This window comes from Candidatus Margulisiibacteriota bacterium (assembly GCA_018822365.1).
Classification (GTDB): Bacteria; Margulisbacteria; WOR-1; order O2-12-FULL-45-9; family XYB2-FULL-48-7; genus XYB2-FULL-45-9.
Genome location: JAHJKL010000002.1, coordinates 1 through 13,929, shown reverse-complemented (window position 1 = coordinate 13,929; position 13,929 = coordinate 1). Strand labels below are relative to the sequence as shown.

Genomic DNA, 13,929 nt, shown 5'->3' with positions numbered 1-13,929 from the left:
CTCTCTGGTCAGATCACAGCATGCTTTCATCATCGGGACCGGACCGACCGCGATCACCCGCTGGACCGGCCTCTCTTTGATCGCTTCGGCCAGCAACTCCGTCACAAATCCTTTGCGGCCGCTTGAGCCGTCGTCGGTAGCCACTAATAACTGACGACTAACAACTGACAACTCTGATTGAAAGATCAATAATTCTTTATTGCGCGCCCCGACAATTGTAACCACTTCATTTCCGTCGGCGGTCAAAGCTTTAACTACCGGGTAGATCTCGGCGATCCCTACTCCCCCGCCAACAACGATCACCCGACCAAATTTTTTGATCTCGGAGGGGATCCCAAGCGGACCCAGCACGTGGGGGATCTGGTCGCCAACCTGAAGCGAAGCTAACAAGCGGGTTGTAGCGCCGGCCAATTGAAAAATAATGGTGATCGTTCCTTTTTCCCGGTCACTGTCGGCAATGGTCAAAGGGATCCTCTCTGCTTTGGCCGCGGGAATAACAACAACAAATTGCCCGGCCCGCGCCTTGGCGGCGATCTCCGAAGCGGCAACGGTTATCTTAATAACATTAGGGGTAAGCTCTGCGCGAGACAAGATCTCGTTCATGGCTAAGTCAAAGTTGTGATAGACTTCCCCGACTCTTTCTTGATCGGAACAACCCCGGCCATTTCACCGATCACATTGACCAGCTCAGTATTGGCCGGAACAATGATCTTAGCGTTATTGACCAACGCGTTCTCGACCGCCTCCAGTTTTCTCAAAATCTGAGCGTTCCCAATAAAATACAAGTTAGCCGCTTCATTGACTAATTTTATCGCTTGCGCTTCCCCTTCTGCCGCCAATATTTTAGCCTGGCGGACCCCTTCGGCTTTTTTTATCTCCGCCCGGCGCTGGCCGTCGGCCATGGTCTCGGTAGCAGTGGCGAAATCGATCGCCGCGATCTTTTCGTTCTCTGCCTTGACGACTTTGTTCATCGTCTCCTGCACGTCTTTTGGCGGATCGATCTCCTTAAGTTCCGTCCTAACGATCTCGATCCCCCAGGTCTGGGTCTCTTTTCTTAAGGTCTTCTGCAGTTCCTCGTTGATCCTGCCCCGCTCACTGTTGGCCGCTTTCAAGGTTAATGTCCCGATGATATTCCTTAGGGTCGTCCGCGCCAGATTGACAATCTGGTAATCGCAATTATTAACATTATACTGCGAGTTTTTAACGCTCTCTTCATCTTCTTTAACCTTAAAATAAACCTGGGCATCGACCCGGGCATTAAGATTGTCGTTGGTAATGATCTCCTGCGGTTCGGCATTGACCATAACCTCGGTAATGTTGATCTGGTACATCTGGTCGACCAGCGGAATAACCCATTGGAACCCCGGCTCCGCGAACTTCCTGTACTTTCCCAGCCTTTCGATCAACCCGCGATGAGTCGGGCGAACGATACGGACCCCGGAAATAAAGAAAAAGAATAAAAAGAACAAAATTACCATTAACGACATAGTGAAAAACTCCTTTAATTATGTGGCTTTGGCTAATAATAGCCTATTTAAGTCGTTTTGGTCAATCACGACAAAAAAGCTATTTATTTGATTCAATTAAAACGATCAACCGCTCTGCCTGCCGCAAAAGCTTGTCGATCATACCGGTATCAAGAGTCGAAGGGGTAAATCTGGCCAAATCACATTCATTGAAAAACGCCTCGATCTCCGTTTGTTCCTCTGAAGAGATCCCTTTATCGGAAAGCAGTTCTTTGACCTCATCAGTCGTCGCCCCGGTCGCGGAAAAATTATATTTATCTCCCAGGTAATGGCTGACCGATTCGTGAAGCTCGCCAACACACTCTTTTAATTTCTGCTCTTTAAGCAATTGTTGTGCCCGCTTAAGGCGGCCGCGGGCAACCCGAAGCGCCCGGGAGCGGCGCAATCTGATCGGGTCGGCCCCCTGGAGTTTTTTAAACCTCTGCCAAACGACAAAGATAAGGAATAACCCAACGGTCAGGCCAAACCCAACTATAAAAATCGGGCTAACGACAAGACCAAACAGCCAGCGGAGAGGCTTCCGCCAATTGAAACTGATCTTGACCGACCCTTCCGGCCCATTCTGGCTCCCCGCATTAAGCTCTTTGGGAAGCGGCGAGCTTGAGTGAAGAACCTTGATCGCTAGCGGCTGCGAGTTTAATTGAACGTACTTCTCCGCTCCAGGATCAAAATAACTAAAAGACAAGGGAGGAAGGGCCAGCGTCCCCTCTTTGAGCGGCAAAACGGCGATCTCAAAAGTTTTAGAACCGGAAACCGACAAGTTCCCCGGAACCACCTTTTCATTTGAAGAGCTGGAAAGTTTTTTATACCCTTCCCCGTCGGCCAGGACCGGTTCGGAAACCGACTGGATATTCCCCTCGCCAAAAACCTTGGCAACGATCGTGAACGGCTTACCCCGTTCGACCTCTTTCACGCTTGGAGCGACCGATAACTTGTAGCGGCCAACCGAGCCGCCAAAATCAGCCGGTTTTCCCGCTTCCGGCAAAGGCCTGACCTGCAGGGTGACCGGATCGGTTTTAAAGAGTGAGGGAGCCCCGGCGTTGATCCGCGCCCGGAGCGACCCTTCTTTTATGACCTGCCGGCCATCAGCAATTGGAAAGATCGCGGTCCTAAAGTCCTGGGCCAAATAATTTACTCCATCGATCGTCTCCTGCCGCTGCTGGCTGCTGACCGGCAAATTGACCGACCAGAAACCGGTCGTTGACGGCGGCATATAGATCGGCGCTTCCAACAGATTGATCCGTCGGTAAAAAGTAAAGGTCAGCAAGACCAGCTGGTTGACGTACGGGTTGGTTCGCGAAACGGTCATTTTCACCTTGATCGGGTCTTTGACCGGTTCCGGGCGGACAAATATCGGCTCTTTAAAGAATTTATCGAACACATCTTCCCACGGATCGGCCCCCATCGCCGAGGGGGAGAGGCTCCGGCGCGAACGGCTGGCCCCGGTTGCCGGAGTTACCTTGACCTCGATCGGATCGGACCAATAGGTTCTGCCATTGTACGAAAGCTGGGCAGAGCCAATGGAAGCGGCTCCAACCGCTTGCGGTTTCAACGCGTAGGTCATGGAGGAAGAGACGTTCGCCTGTCCGTTAATGATCGAAATATTTGAAGTGCGATAATTTGATACCGGAGCTAAATTAACGAATTTCGGCTGAGACGGCGGAGGGACATCCTCTCCTCCTCCGGAAATCGTGACGGTATAGCTGACCGTATCGTCCAGAGCGACCGTAGTTTTATCAACTGTTCCTTTAATTGATACCTCTTCCGCAAATAGCGGCAAAGCCAACAAAACTAAAGCTAATAATGCTATTTTCACTTTCATTTCTCTAATCCCCCTCACCAATCCTCCCCATTCCCAGCCCCTTTCCCTTTAACCTTTTTCCCCTGATGTTTCTCATTATTTCCTAAACCCTGCAGGATCCGCTCAGCGTCCTGCTTGCTTAGCCCCTGTTTATTCTGTTGGTTACCTGATTGCGGTTTATTTTCTTTCTTGTCGCTTTTGTCCTTTTCATTGTTTTTCCCCTGTTTTCCTTGTTTGTCTTTTTTATTTTTATTCTGCCTGGGCCTCTGGTTTTTCGGCATCTTCAAAAGTTTTTTCGCTAAAGCCAAATTATAGAGCGTATCCCGGTCTTTGGGCTTAACCCGAAGCGCTTGTTCGTATGAATTTACCGCTCCTTCGTAATTTTCCTGGCGAAACCGGGCATTCCCCTGATTATATAACGCCTTTTGGGCCAGATCCCGGCCAGACGCCTCCCTGGTGACCGCAGCGAATACTTTTTCGCTCTCGGCAAATTTCCCCTGACGATAGAGTGAGTTTCCCAGATTGTATTTTGCCAGCGGGTCTTTGGGGAGTCCTTCGTAAACTTTTTGCGCCCGATCAAACAGCCCGCGATTGTATAAACCATTCCCTTTATTAAGCCGGCTTTCGAAAGGGATAGCGTAAGCAGGTCTAAGGGATAATGGATAAGCGATAAGCAGAAAAAGAATAATTAACTTTTTCATTTCTTCCTCTCACTCAAGATAAATTCTACCGCCAGGCAAACAAAGGCAAGAAAGAGAAAGATCTGGAAGCGGTCGTAATATTGGTAGCCAAGCTTTTGGGTGATCTTGTTCTTGGGGAGAGTAGCGATCGCCGCCATCAGCTCCGGCAAGGTCGATCCTCCGCTGGAAACAAAAAACGCTTTTCCGCCGGTCTTGCCAGCTATTTCATTCAACAGGTCAAGATCGAGCCTGGAAACAACCAGTTCCCCTTTTTTATCCCGCTTCAATCCAATAACCCGGCCATTTTCGTCCACTTCAGGAACGGTCTCGCCCACCGCGGTCCCGATCCCGATCGGGAATATTTTAATGCCGGCCCCGGCCGCTTCGCCAGCTGCGCCGCGCGCACCGCCAGCCAGATCCTCTCCGTCGGTAATTAATATTATCGCCTTGCTGGTCGGAGAGTTGTCAAACGCCTGAACGGCGGTATGGATCGCCCCCCCAAGGTCGGTCCCCGGGACCGGGATCAAACCAGGGGCAAGCGAATCAAGAAAGAGCTGGACCGCCCCAACATCTCCGGTCAGCGGACACTCCACAAAACTGCTCCCCGCAAAAGCGACCAGCCCCAAACGGTTCCCGGCGAGCTGCATGGTCAATAGACGGAGGGCTTGCCTGGCATTTTCCAGGCGGCTCGGTTTCAAATCGGTCGCCAGCATGCTTTTGCTGACATCAACCGCAAAGACCATGTCGATCCCAGGGGTGGTCAAGACTTGCTCCCTTTCCCCCCACTGCGGCTTGGCCAGAGCAATGATCAGGAAAAACAACCCGGCGTAAAAAAGAACTTTTCTCAGGTAACGCTTCTGCCGGTCAAAATTCCGCAGCATTAACGGACCCAATTCTCGGTCAAACAAAGGATTGGCACGGCCTCTCTTTCTCCATTCATATCCGGCAAGGGCCAGCAGGATCGGCAATAGCCATAAATACAAAGCTTTAGCAAAGATCATGGGAGCGGCCTCACCCAAAATCTAACCAACAACATTTCAGCTAACAATAAAAACAAGCCGGGAAAAGCGAAAAAGGCGAATTGCTCGTCAAAAACGTATTGGGTTTTGCCCTCAAATTTTACTTTTTCCATTTTATCGATCTGCTGAAAGATCGCCCGAAGCTTCCCCCCATCCGAAGCAAGGAAATACCCCCCTTCGGTCAATGAGGCGATCTTTTTCAAGCCTTCCACGTTCATTTTGGTCAGGAAAGGTGTCCCGTCCGGGTTATAAGCGTAGGTTTTATTGCCAAATTGGTCGGTTATCGGGATCGGCGCTCCTCTGGGGTCCCCGATCCCGATCGCGTAAACCTTGATATTATAAGTCGCCGCCAGTTTGGCGGCGGTCTCCGGATCGATCGCTCCGGCATTATTATCCCCATCGGTCAAAAGGAGGACCACTTTGCTTCTCGCCTTCGAATCTTTCAGCCGCTTGACCGCGTTCCCCAGCGCCATCCCGATCGCGGTCCCATCTTCCGCCATCCCCACTTTTACATCATCTAAGAACGAGAGCAGGGTTTTATGGTCGGTTGTTAGCGGCGATTGCAGGTAGCTTTGCGCCCCGAAAACGATCAGGCCGATCCGGTCATCTCGGCGGGAGCGGATGAAATCGGCCAGGACCTTTTTCGCTACCATGATCCGGTTGGGGACAAAATCTTCGGCTGTCATCGAACTGCTTACATCAAGAGCGACCATGATGTCGACCCCAAAACGATTGGCATTATCGGGCCTGAATCCGGTTTGCGGGCGGGCCAAAGCAACGACCAGCAGGATCAACGCCGCCAGTCTAAATACCAGGGGAATGAGTTCCTTTAACCTGGCCTTCCCCTCCTGCCTGGTCAAACGCCAGGCCAGATCCGGGTGAGGGAGCGCGGCCGGCTTGGCGTTTTTTCTTAAACGGTAAAGATACGGCAGCAGCAAAATTAATAATAACCAATATATATTAGCCAGCCGCATTTCGGTAAAACTCCTTGATAAAAGTGAGAGCTTTTTCTTTTGACTCTCTCATCGCCGCCAGGCTTGTTTTTTCTCTGGCAAACTTTACCAGATCGGCATCCTGAAAAAAGCGGTCGAGCAATTTGATCTTGTCATAATCGCGCTCAACCCTTTCCATTTCGGTGACCAATTCAAAAGAAGTTTTCTCCAAAGCGTCAATTTTGTAATTATCGGACAGAAAATGGCGAACGATCCCGGTCAGCTCGAAATAATAATCGCGAAATAATGCTTTTTGGAAATAAGCGACCGGGTCCAGGGCAAGGATCGCCTCTTCGGCGATAACATTAAATGGCTTAACCGGTTCTCTAACCTCCGCCTTTGCCTTAGCCTTGGTATTAAGATAGTAACGATAAGCTAAATAGAAGAGGCCAAGGCAAAGGATCAAGCAAAGGCCAAGGAAAAAGATCGTCCCCCAGTCGATCACCCCAACGATCCCCTTGATATCGCGAATATCTTCGGTCATCATCAGTGGCGGACCTTCCTTTGCTGGCGCTTGAAGAAGAGGTTCAAAGGCTTAATATAGTCACCATTGGTCGAAAGTTCCAGACAATCTACCTTGAGCGAACGGAAGAATTTTAGCTTTTGCTGATATTCCGCCTCGACTAATTGATCATAAGCCGCGCGGACCTCCGGGTTCCCTCCATCGATCGCCCTCAGCTCGCCGCTTTCTGGATCCTCGACCTGCAACAGCCCGTGATGAGAAGGGAACTGCCGCTCAAAACGGTCTTTGAGCAGTACCGGGATCAGATCGTGCCGGCGGCCAAGAACCGCCAGCGGCCGCTCATAATCATCTCCCAGAAAATCCGAGATTACAAAGACGATCGCGCTCTTTCTCTGGACCCGGCTAAAGTACCTCAGCGCCTGGGTCAGGTCGGTCCCGGTGTTCTCCCTCTTAAAATAAAGGATATCACGAATGATCCTCATCACATGTTTTTTCCCTTTTTTGGGAGGGATATATTTTTCAACCCGGTCGCTAAAAAGTAAAACCCCGACCAGATCGTTGTTCTTGATCGCCGAAAAAGCGAGGATCGCCGCCAGCTCGGCCGCGATCTCGTTCTTGCTTTTCTTTAAGGAACCATAATCCTGTGAGGCTGAAATATCGATCATCAGGATGATCGTCCGCTGCCGTTCTTCAATGAATTTTTTAACAAAAGGATGGCCAAGCCGGGCGGTCACGTTCCAATCGATCGAGCGGATATCGTCGCCCGGCTGGTATTCGCGGACCTCGTGGAACTCCAACCCCTCTCCTTTAAATACGCTCCGGTACTCGCCGGCAAATAGCTGGTTGACCGGTTTGCGGGATTGGATCTCGATCCGACGTATCTTCTTGAAGATATCCGCGGTGGTCATAATTATCCTTAAGGAACGTCTACCGCATCCAATACTTTTTGAATGATCGTCTCGGTAGTCTGCTCTTCGGCTTCCGCTTCGTAGGTCAGGATCAGGCGGTGGCGCATCACGTCGAGCGCTACACTTTTAATGTCGTCAGGGGTAACATAACCGCGCCGGCGGACAAACGCGTTCCCCTTGGCGGCGTGTGCCAGATTGATCGAAGCTCTGGGCGAGGCGCCAAACTGGATCAGGCCGGCAAGCTCGCTAAGATCAAACTCCTGCGGCGTCCTGGTCGCGTTGACCAAATTGACAATATATTGCTTAAGCTTGTCGTCAATATATATTTCGTTGATCACCTTCCTGGTTTCCATAATTTCTTCTATGCCGACAACCTTGGCGATCTTCGGCTCCTGGCCGATCAGCGCGGAATCAATGATCCTGAGCTCCTCTTCTTTGCGCGGATAAGTGATCTTCAACTTGAACATAAAACGATCGATCGCCGCCTCAGGAAGCGGATAGGTCCCCTCCTGCTCGATTGGATTTTGCGTCGCCATAACCAGGAACGGTTCCGGCAATTGATGAGTGGTATCGGAGATCGTGACCCGGTGCTCCTGCATCGCTTCGAGCAGGGCGCTCTGGACTTTTGAGGGGGCCCGGTTGATCTCATCGGCCAGAATGATATTGGCAAAGATCGGCCCTTTGCGCGAGGTAAATTCGCCGCTCTTGGGATTAAGTATCATCGTCCCGATCAGGTCGGAAGGGAGCAGGTCGGGGGTAAATTGGATCCTGGCGAACTTGGCGTCAACCGCCGCCGCCAGCGCTTTGACGATCAGGGTTTTTGCCAACCCCGGAACCCCTTCGACCATGACATGACCGTTGCAAAGCATGGCAACTATCATCCGGTCGATGATCGCCTTTTGGCCGATCACCGTCCCGGCCAGCGCCCGGCCGATCTTTTCCACAAATTCGCTCTTCGCCTTAACTTTTTCGTCAATGATCCTAATTTCCTCGTTCATAACAATCCACTCCTTTCCAAATTAACTGCAGTAAGATGAAGTCCTTCCGCGGCAGCGTTTTTATATTACACAAAACCGGATTAAAAATCAATTAGGAGGAGATTAAAAACCAATTAAAATTTTATCCCTTTATTGATCAGGTAAAGCCGATAACGTTCGCTGTTGTTGTAGGTGACCACCGGCGAGAGCATCCCCTGACCGGCTAATTTTAACCGCCAGCTGTTTTCCCTTAAATTGTATTTTACGTTGTAATCGATCAGGCGGTTACTCGGCAATTTGATGTTCAAGATCGGCTGATTCAGGTCAACGCCAAAATGGTCAGACGCAAACCGTTCAACTTTTTCAACCGCCTGATCAGAACGGGCCTCTGTTTCACTGGTAATTTTCAAGCAAGCTGGGTCATATGCTTGCGCCGGTGGGACCAAATCCAGGCCAAAAACCAGATTATTAGCAAAAACAGAGATAATTAAAGCTAAAAGTTCCTTTTTCATATAAAGCCTTTAGTGTCAGAAACCTGTCCGCCTAGGCGGACGGTTTCCTCCAAACCATCGTATTTCAAGGAACCGCGAAGTTTATTCGCAGGTTCCTTGAAACCGTAACCGGGCACTATTGAACGTGTTATAATTGATGGATGATACTGACTATTGACGTCGGCAATACTAACATTGTCTATGGCCTTTTTAAAGGAACTCATTTGGCCGCTGCCTGGCGGACCCCTACCTCCCCCTATATATTTAGTAAAATTAAAGGAAATATTTCAAACGTGATCATTGCCAGCGTCGTCCCGGCCATTGATCGTAAATTAGCCAAAGACATAAAAAACCATTATGGCTTCCCTCCTCGCTTTGTTTCAGCCGCTGATATCCCCTTGATCAAAGTTAAACTAAAAGATAAAAAAGCAATTGGCGCCGACCGGGTCGTCAACGCCCTGGCCGCCTACACTTTTTATAAGCGGCCAGCTTTGATCATCGACTTTGGGACCGCGACCACTTTTGACTATATTTCGGCTAAAGGGGAATACCTGGGCGGGGCGATCGCCCCGGGGATCACCCTGGCCCGCGACACCCTTCACCAGCGGACCGCCAAACTTCCCTCGGTCAGGATTGCTCCCCCAAAGCGGGTCGTCGGCCGGAGTACGGTCGAGGCGCTGCAAAGCGGGCTGGTCTTTGGCTACGTCGCCATGGTTGAAGGGATGGTCTGGCGGATAAAAAAGGAAATGAAAGCCGCCAAAGCGACCGTCATCGCGACTGGGGGATTGGCCAAGCTTATTTGTAAGTACACCACGGTTGTTGATATAATAGATCCGGAGCTGACGTTGAAAGGTTTAAAAATCTTTTCCGATTTAAAATAATCAGTTGTTAGTTGTAGTCCCGACGTACGTCGGGGCGTGTTGTTAGTTGGGGGTTAAAAATGTCAGAAGAATTAAGCGATCTGTTAAAAGTCAGACGAGAAAAATTGCAAAACATCAGGGATCTGGGGATCAACCCTTATCCCTACAAATTCACTCCAACCGAGCATTCCGCTAAAGTGCTGGAAAAATTCGCCTCGCTCGCGGAAGGGAGCGACAGCAGCGACACTGTTGTGGTCGCCGGCCGGATCATGACCAAGAGAGGTCATGGGAAAGCTTCTTTCGCGACCATCCAGGACGAATGCGGACGGCTCCAGGTCTACGCCAAACTCGACGTCATGGGGGAAGAGCAGTACAAGATCTGGCAAAACCTCGATATGGGGGATTATATTGGCGTGACCGGCCACGTTTTCCGGACAAAGACCAACGAAATTACCGTCAGGGTCGAAAAACTGGAAGTTTTGAGCAAATCACTTCTCCCCCTGCCGGAAAAATGGCACGGCTTGCAGGATAAAGAGATCCGCTACCGGGAACGATACCTCGATCTGATGGTCAATCCTGAAGTTAAAGAGGTCTTTGTCAAGCGGAGCAGGGTCGTTTCTTTTATTCGTCACTTTTTAGAGCAAAAGGGGTTCCTGGAAGTAGAGACCCCGGTCCTGCACGTTTTGCAAGGCGGCGCGGCCGCCCGGCCGTTCGAGACTTTTCACGACGCTTTGAGCATGTCCCTCTTTATGCGGATCGCTCCCGAACTGTATTTGAAAAGGCTCCTGGTCGGTGGTTTTGAGAAGGTCTTTGAAATGGGACGGGTCTTCCGGAACGAAGGGATGTCGTTCAAGCATAACCCGGAATACACGATGATCGAGATCTACCAGGCTTATGCCGATTATCACGACATCATGCAGTTAACCGAGAATTTAGTGGTCAGCGCCGCCAAAGAGGTCCTGGGAACACTGGAGATCGAATTCCGCGGAGAAAAGATCGATCTCACCCCTCCCTGGAAAAAGATCACCCTGGAAGACGCGCTAAAAGAGAACGGGATCGATATCATTGGTAAAACCGACGACCAGATCCGGGCCTTAGGCAAAGAAAAAGGGATCGAAGGGGCAATGGAGCTCGGGATCGGCAAGATCATTAACGAGCTTTACGACAAGTTCGTTGAGCCTAATTTACGCCAGCCCACGTTTATCATCGACCACCCGCTCGAAACCTCCCCTCTGGCCAAGAAACACCGTTCTAAAGAAGGAAAAGTTGAACGTTTTGAGCTGATCATTGCCGGTATGGAGCTGGCCAACGCCTTCTCCGAGCTCAACGACCCGATCGATCAGATGGAGCGCTTCAATAAACAGGCGGAACTTAAAGCGGCCGGGGACGAAGAAGCCGAATCGATGGACGAAGATTTCCTAAGAGCACTGGAATACGGGATGCCTCCGGCCGGCGGGCTCGGTATCGGGATCGACCGCCTGGTCATGATCCTGACCAACTCCCCTTCAATCCGTGACGTGATCTTTTTCCCGCATATGCGGCCGCTAGCTAAAGCTCAACCCAAGAAAGAGGAAATGGAAACCCTCACCCCCAACCCCTCTCCCAGAGGGAGAGGGGCGAAAAATACTAATGAAGGCAAGTAAAGCGCTGAACCGGACCGACCGGCCGACCCTCTCTTTTGAGTTCTTCCCGCCAAAAACCCCGGAAGGGGAAGCCCATCTCCTGGCCGCGATCGGAAAACTTGGTCAATTTAACCCCGATTTTGTTTCGGTCACCTACGGGGCGATGGGAACAACCCGGGCCAAGACCTTTTACTGGGCGGAACAGATCAAAAAGAAGTTCAAGATCGAACCGGTAGCCCACCTGACCTGCGTCGGGGCCGAGCGCAATGACCTCTCCGCTCAACTCAAACAGCTGGCCAAGCTGGGTATTGAAAATATCCTCGCCCTGCGGGGTGATCCACCAACCGGCGAAACCAAGTTCACCCCTCCCAAGAACGGTTTCCGCTATGCATCCGAGCTGGTCGAGTTCATTAAATCGGAACAGCCGAAGTTTTGTATCGGGGTCGCCGGCTATCCGGAAAAGCACACCGAGGCGACCGCCATGAAAAATGATATCTCCAACTTAAAGAAAAAGATCGACGCCGGGGCCGAGTATATCATCACTCAATTATTCTTTAACAACCAGGCCTATTTTTATTTTGTCGATCAATGCCGCTCTGCCGGGATCAAGGTCCCGATCATCCCGGGGCAGATGATGATCACCTCGGCCAGGCAGATCAAGACCCTGACCGAAAAATGCGGCGCGACTATCCCGAAAGAATTGTTGGAGAAGATCGAAAAGAACGCGGAAAATCCCGACGCGATCAAGCGGATCAGCACCGAATGGACGCTGGAACAGACCAGGGAATTAATTATTGGCGGGGTCAACTACTTCCACTTCTTCGTCATGAACCAGGCCGAACCGATCTCGACCGTCCTTAGCGAACTGGGATTTTAACGACCACTACTTCCCGCTTGTTCAATTCACTTTGTTTAATTACCCGACCATAGGGATCAACTAACCCGGAAAATCCGGTGTTCCCCAGCTGGACAAAATAACGCCGGTTCTCGACCGCCCGGAAAACCCCGGTCTGCCAGTGCAGGTATGGAGCGGCGGAATCGCCAAACCAGGCATCGTTGGTCACCGTCAAAATAAAAGCAGTATTACGGTTGACCCGTTTTTTGATCAATGCCGGGGCTGTTGATTCAAAACAGACCGCTCCGGCCGCTTCAATACTCCCGATAACCAGCGGACTGATCCTTGTATCAGAGCTGAATTCAGAATTGAAATATCCGGTCGACTTTAGAAATGGATACAAGATCGGCCGTAGAGGAAGATATTCCCCAAATGGGACCAGTTCCTCTTTGCCGTAGAAAGATAAGATCTCGCCGCTTGGCGAGATCGTCACTATCGAATTATAGGCCCGGTTCCGCTCTCCATTGTAAGCGGTCCCGACCGCCAGATAGGCCCCGGTCTCTGCCGCTAATTTTTGCAGTCTGGGAAAATAAAGACTGTTTTGAGCAATATATGTAAAGACTGCAGTCTCCGGCCAGACTATCAGGTCTGCTTTTTCAGCCGCCTGCCGGCTCATGGCATCATGCAATTCGTAATTTATATCGATCAGTCGGGGGTTCATCCGGTCAAATTGGTCGACGTTCGATTGGACCAGCGCGACAGTCAAGGTCTTTGCCTTTTCGTTGGCTACCGGCTGCTGCAGTACCACCCCCCCCCAAGCCAGAGCCGCCACGATCACCAAGACCGCTAGTGTCGGCAAAGTGCGCCGCCGCGGTTCAAGGATCAATTGGGTCATAGCCGCGTTAGCCAGGACAACTAAAAAGCTGACCCCGTAAACCTGGGCAATGCTCGCTACCTGTAAAATCGGAAGGAACGGGCTCTGCGAGTAGCCAACCGCGCCGATCGATACGCCAAGCGGCCCCCAGGCTCTAAGCCACTCCACCCCGATCCATAAAAAAGGTACGGCTATAAAACGAAAACTTTTCCCTAATCTTATAAAGGCGCCGGCAAATATTAACAAGAACAAAGTCTGGAAAATAGCCAGAAGAAGCCATCCGGTAATGATCCAGTAGCCGCCGAAACGGAATAATGAAGTTACCGAAAGAAATATACCTAAAAAATAGATCAGCCCAAAGACCATGGTCTGGCGATAAGCGGTGCGGCTTTTCCTGGCACCAGCCAAAACAAGGAAAAATGGAATTAGCGCTCCCCAGGCCAACCACCAGTATCCGAGCTTTGGAAAAGCAAAGGCCAGCAAAAGGCCTGATATCGCTGCCAAAATATAGCTCATTGGATTCTAATCACGACCTTAGAAATATCAAGGGACGGCGCGGCAGATGAGTCGCTATCGTCAACGATCGTCAGTTCGGTCCCGGCGACTTTGGAGACGTAATTGCTCATCTGCAGGTGATCGGCCGGGATCTTTTCCGCTCCGTCCGGCCAGGGGACAGTGATCAGGTCAAAATAGACCGTATCCGGGATCGTCGCGCCAAAGATCTGGTCAAGGCGAAAGCTAAAAAGCAATTTATTGCCGCTCGCGGCGGTTGTGGAAAGTACCTCTCTGGTTGTTGACGCGCCAAAAATAAACGGCCCCTTCACTAAAAAGTAACCGGCTGGATCAGCGATAATATACCCGGACCAGGTCGAATAATAATT

General features: G+C 50.8%; 15 protein-coding genes. 3 read left to right on the top strand and 12 right to left on the bottom strand.

Annotated features, from left to right (window positions below; genetic code table 11):
- From KKF06_00105 to KKF06_00060, 10 genes are all read right to left on the bottom strand, one after another.
- On the bottom strand, window positions 1-603 hold a 603-nt coding region (locus KKF06_00105; protein MBU1616168.1), incomplete at its 3' end, for a sulfide/dihydroorotate dehydrogenase-like FAD/NAD-binding protein.
- Between the two features lie 2 nt (window positions 604-605).
- Window positions 606-1,487, bottom strand: coding sequence for an SPFH/Band 7/PHB domain protein (locus KKF06_00100; GenBank protein MBU1616167.1), 882 nt, complete (start codon window positions 1,485-1,487; stop codon window positions 606-608).
- Window positions 1,488-1,566: 79 nt separating this feature from the next.
- Window positions 1,567-3,348, bottom strand: a complete 1,782-nt coding sequence (locus KKF06_00095; protein ID MBU1616166.1) for a BatD family protein — start codon at window positions 3,346-3,348, stop codon at window positions 1,567-1,569.
- A 14-nt stretch (window positions 3,349-3,362) separates the two neighbouring features.
- Window positions 3,363-4,028, bottom strand: a complete 666-nt coding sequence (locus tag KKF06_00090) for a tetratricopeptide repeat protein (GenBank protein ID MBU1616165.1) — start codon at window positions 4,026-4,028, stop codon at window positions 3,363-3,365.
- Window positions 4,025-5,008 (bottom strand): VWA domain-containing protein, encoded by a 984-nt coding sequence (locus KKF06_00085; protein MBU1616164.1) that lies wholly within the window; start codon window positions 5,006-5,008, stop codon window positions 4,025-4,027. Before KKF06_00085 ends, KKF06_00090 begins: the two co-directional genes overlap by 4 nt.
- On the bottom strand, window positions 5,005-6,000 hold the full coding sequence (locus KKF06_00080) for a VWA domain-containing protein (GenBank protein MBU1616163.1): 996 nt from the start codon (window positions 5,998-6,000) through the stop codon (window positions 5,005-5,007). The genes KKF06_00085 and KKF06_00080 overlap by 4 nt, the downstream gene beginning before the upstream one ends.
- Window positions 5,987-6,502, bottom strand: coding sequence for a hypothetical protein (locus KKF06_00075; GenBank protein MBU1616162.1), 516 nt, complete (start codon window positions 6,500-6,502; stop codon window positions 5,987-5,989). The genes KKF06_00080 and KKF06_00075 overlap by 14 nt, the downstream gene beginning before the upstream one ends.
- Before the next feature lie 2 nt (window positions 6,503-6,504).
- Window positions 6,505-7,389, bottom strand: a complete 885-nt coding sequence (locus tag KKF06_00070) for a DUF58 domain-containing protein (GenBank protein MBU1616161.1) — start codon at window positions 7,387-7,389, stop codon at window positions 6,505-6,507.
- A gap of 8 nt (window positions 7,390-7,397) precedes the next feature.
- Window positions 7,398-8,387 carry a MoxR family ATPase gene (locus KKF06_00065; GenBank protein MBU1616160.1) on the bottom strand — a complete coding sequence of 330 codons (990 nt, stop codon included), beginning with the start codon at window positions 8,385-8,387 and terminating at the stop codon, window positions 7,398-7,400.
- Window positions 8,388-8,500: 113 nt separating this feature from the next.
- Entirely contained in the window at window positions 8,501-8,878 is a 378-nt protein-coding gene (locus KKF06_00060; GenBank protein MBU1616159.1) for a hypothetical protein, read from the bottom strand.
- A 140-nt stretch (window positions 8,879-9,018) separates the two neighbouring features.
- Here KKF06_00060 and KKF06_00055 point away from each other — a divergent pair, with 140 nt between their 5' ends.
- Genes KKF06_00055 through metF form a run of 3 tightly spaced genes read left to right on the top strand, consistent with a single transcriptional unit; the run spans window position 9,019 to window position 12,216 of the window.
- Window positions 9,019-9,738 (top strand): type III pantothenate kinase, encoded by a 720-nt coding sequence (locus KKF06_00055; protein ID MBU1616158.1) that lies wholly within the window; start codon window positions 9,019-9,021, stop codon window positions 9,736-9,738.
- Between the two features lie 59 nt (window positions 9,739-9,797).
- Window positions 9,798-11,360, top strand: coding sequence for a lysine--tRNA ligase (gene lysS / locus KKF06_00050; GenBank protein ID MBU1616157.1), 1,563 nt, complete (start codon window positions 9,798-9,800; stop codon window positions 11,358-11,360).
- Window positions 11,347-12,216 (top strand): methylenetetrahydrofolate reductase [NAD(P)H], encoded by an 870-nt coding sequence (metF, locus tag KKF06_00045; GenBank protein ID MBU1616156.1) that lies wholly within the window; start codon window positions 11,347-11,349, stop codon window positions 12,214-12,216. The genes lysS and metF overlap by 14 nt, the downstream gene beginning before the upstream one ends.
- Here metF and lnt read toward each other — a convergent pair.
- Together lnt and KKF06_00035 are read right to left on the bottom strand one after the other, a co-directional pair.
- Entirely contained in the window at window positions 12,197-13,552 is a 1,356-nt protein-coding gene (gene lnt, locus KKF06_00040; protein MBU1616155.1) for an apolipoprotein N-acyltransferase, read from the bottom strand. The genes metF and lnt overlap by 20 nt on opposite strands.
- 8 nt (window positions 13,553-13,560) lie before the next feature.
- The coding region (locus KKF06_00035; protein MBU1616154.1) for a hypothetical protein at window positions 13,561-13,929 on the bottom strand (369 nt) is incomplete at its 5' end.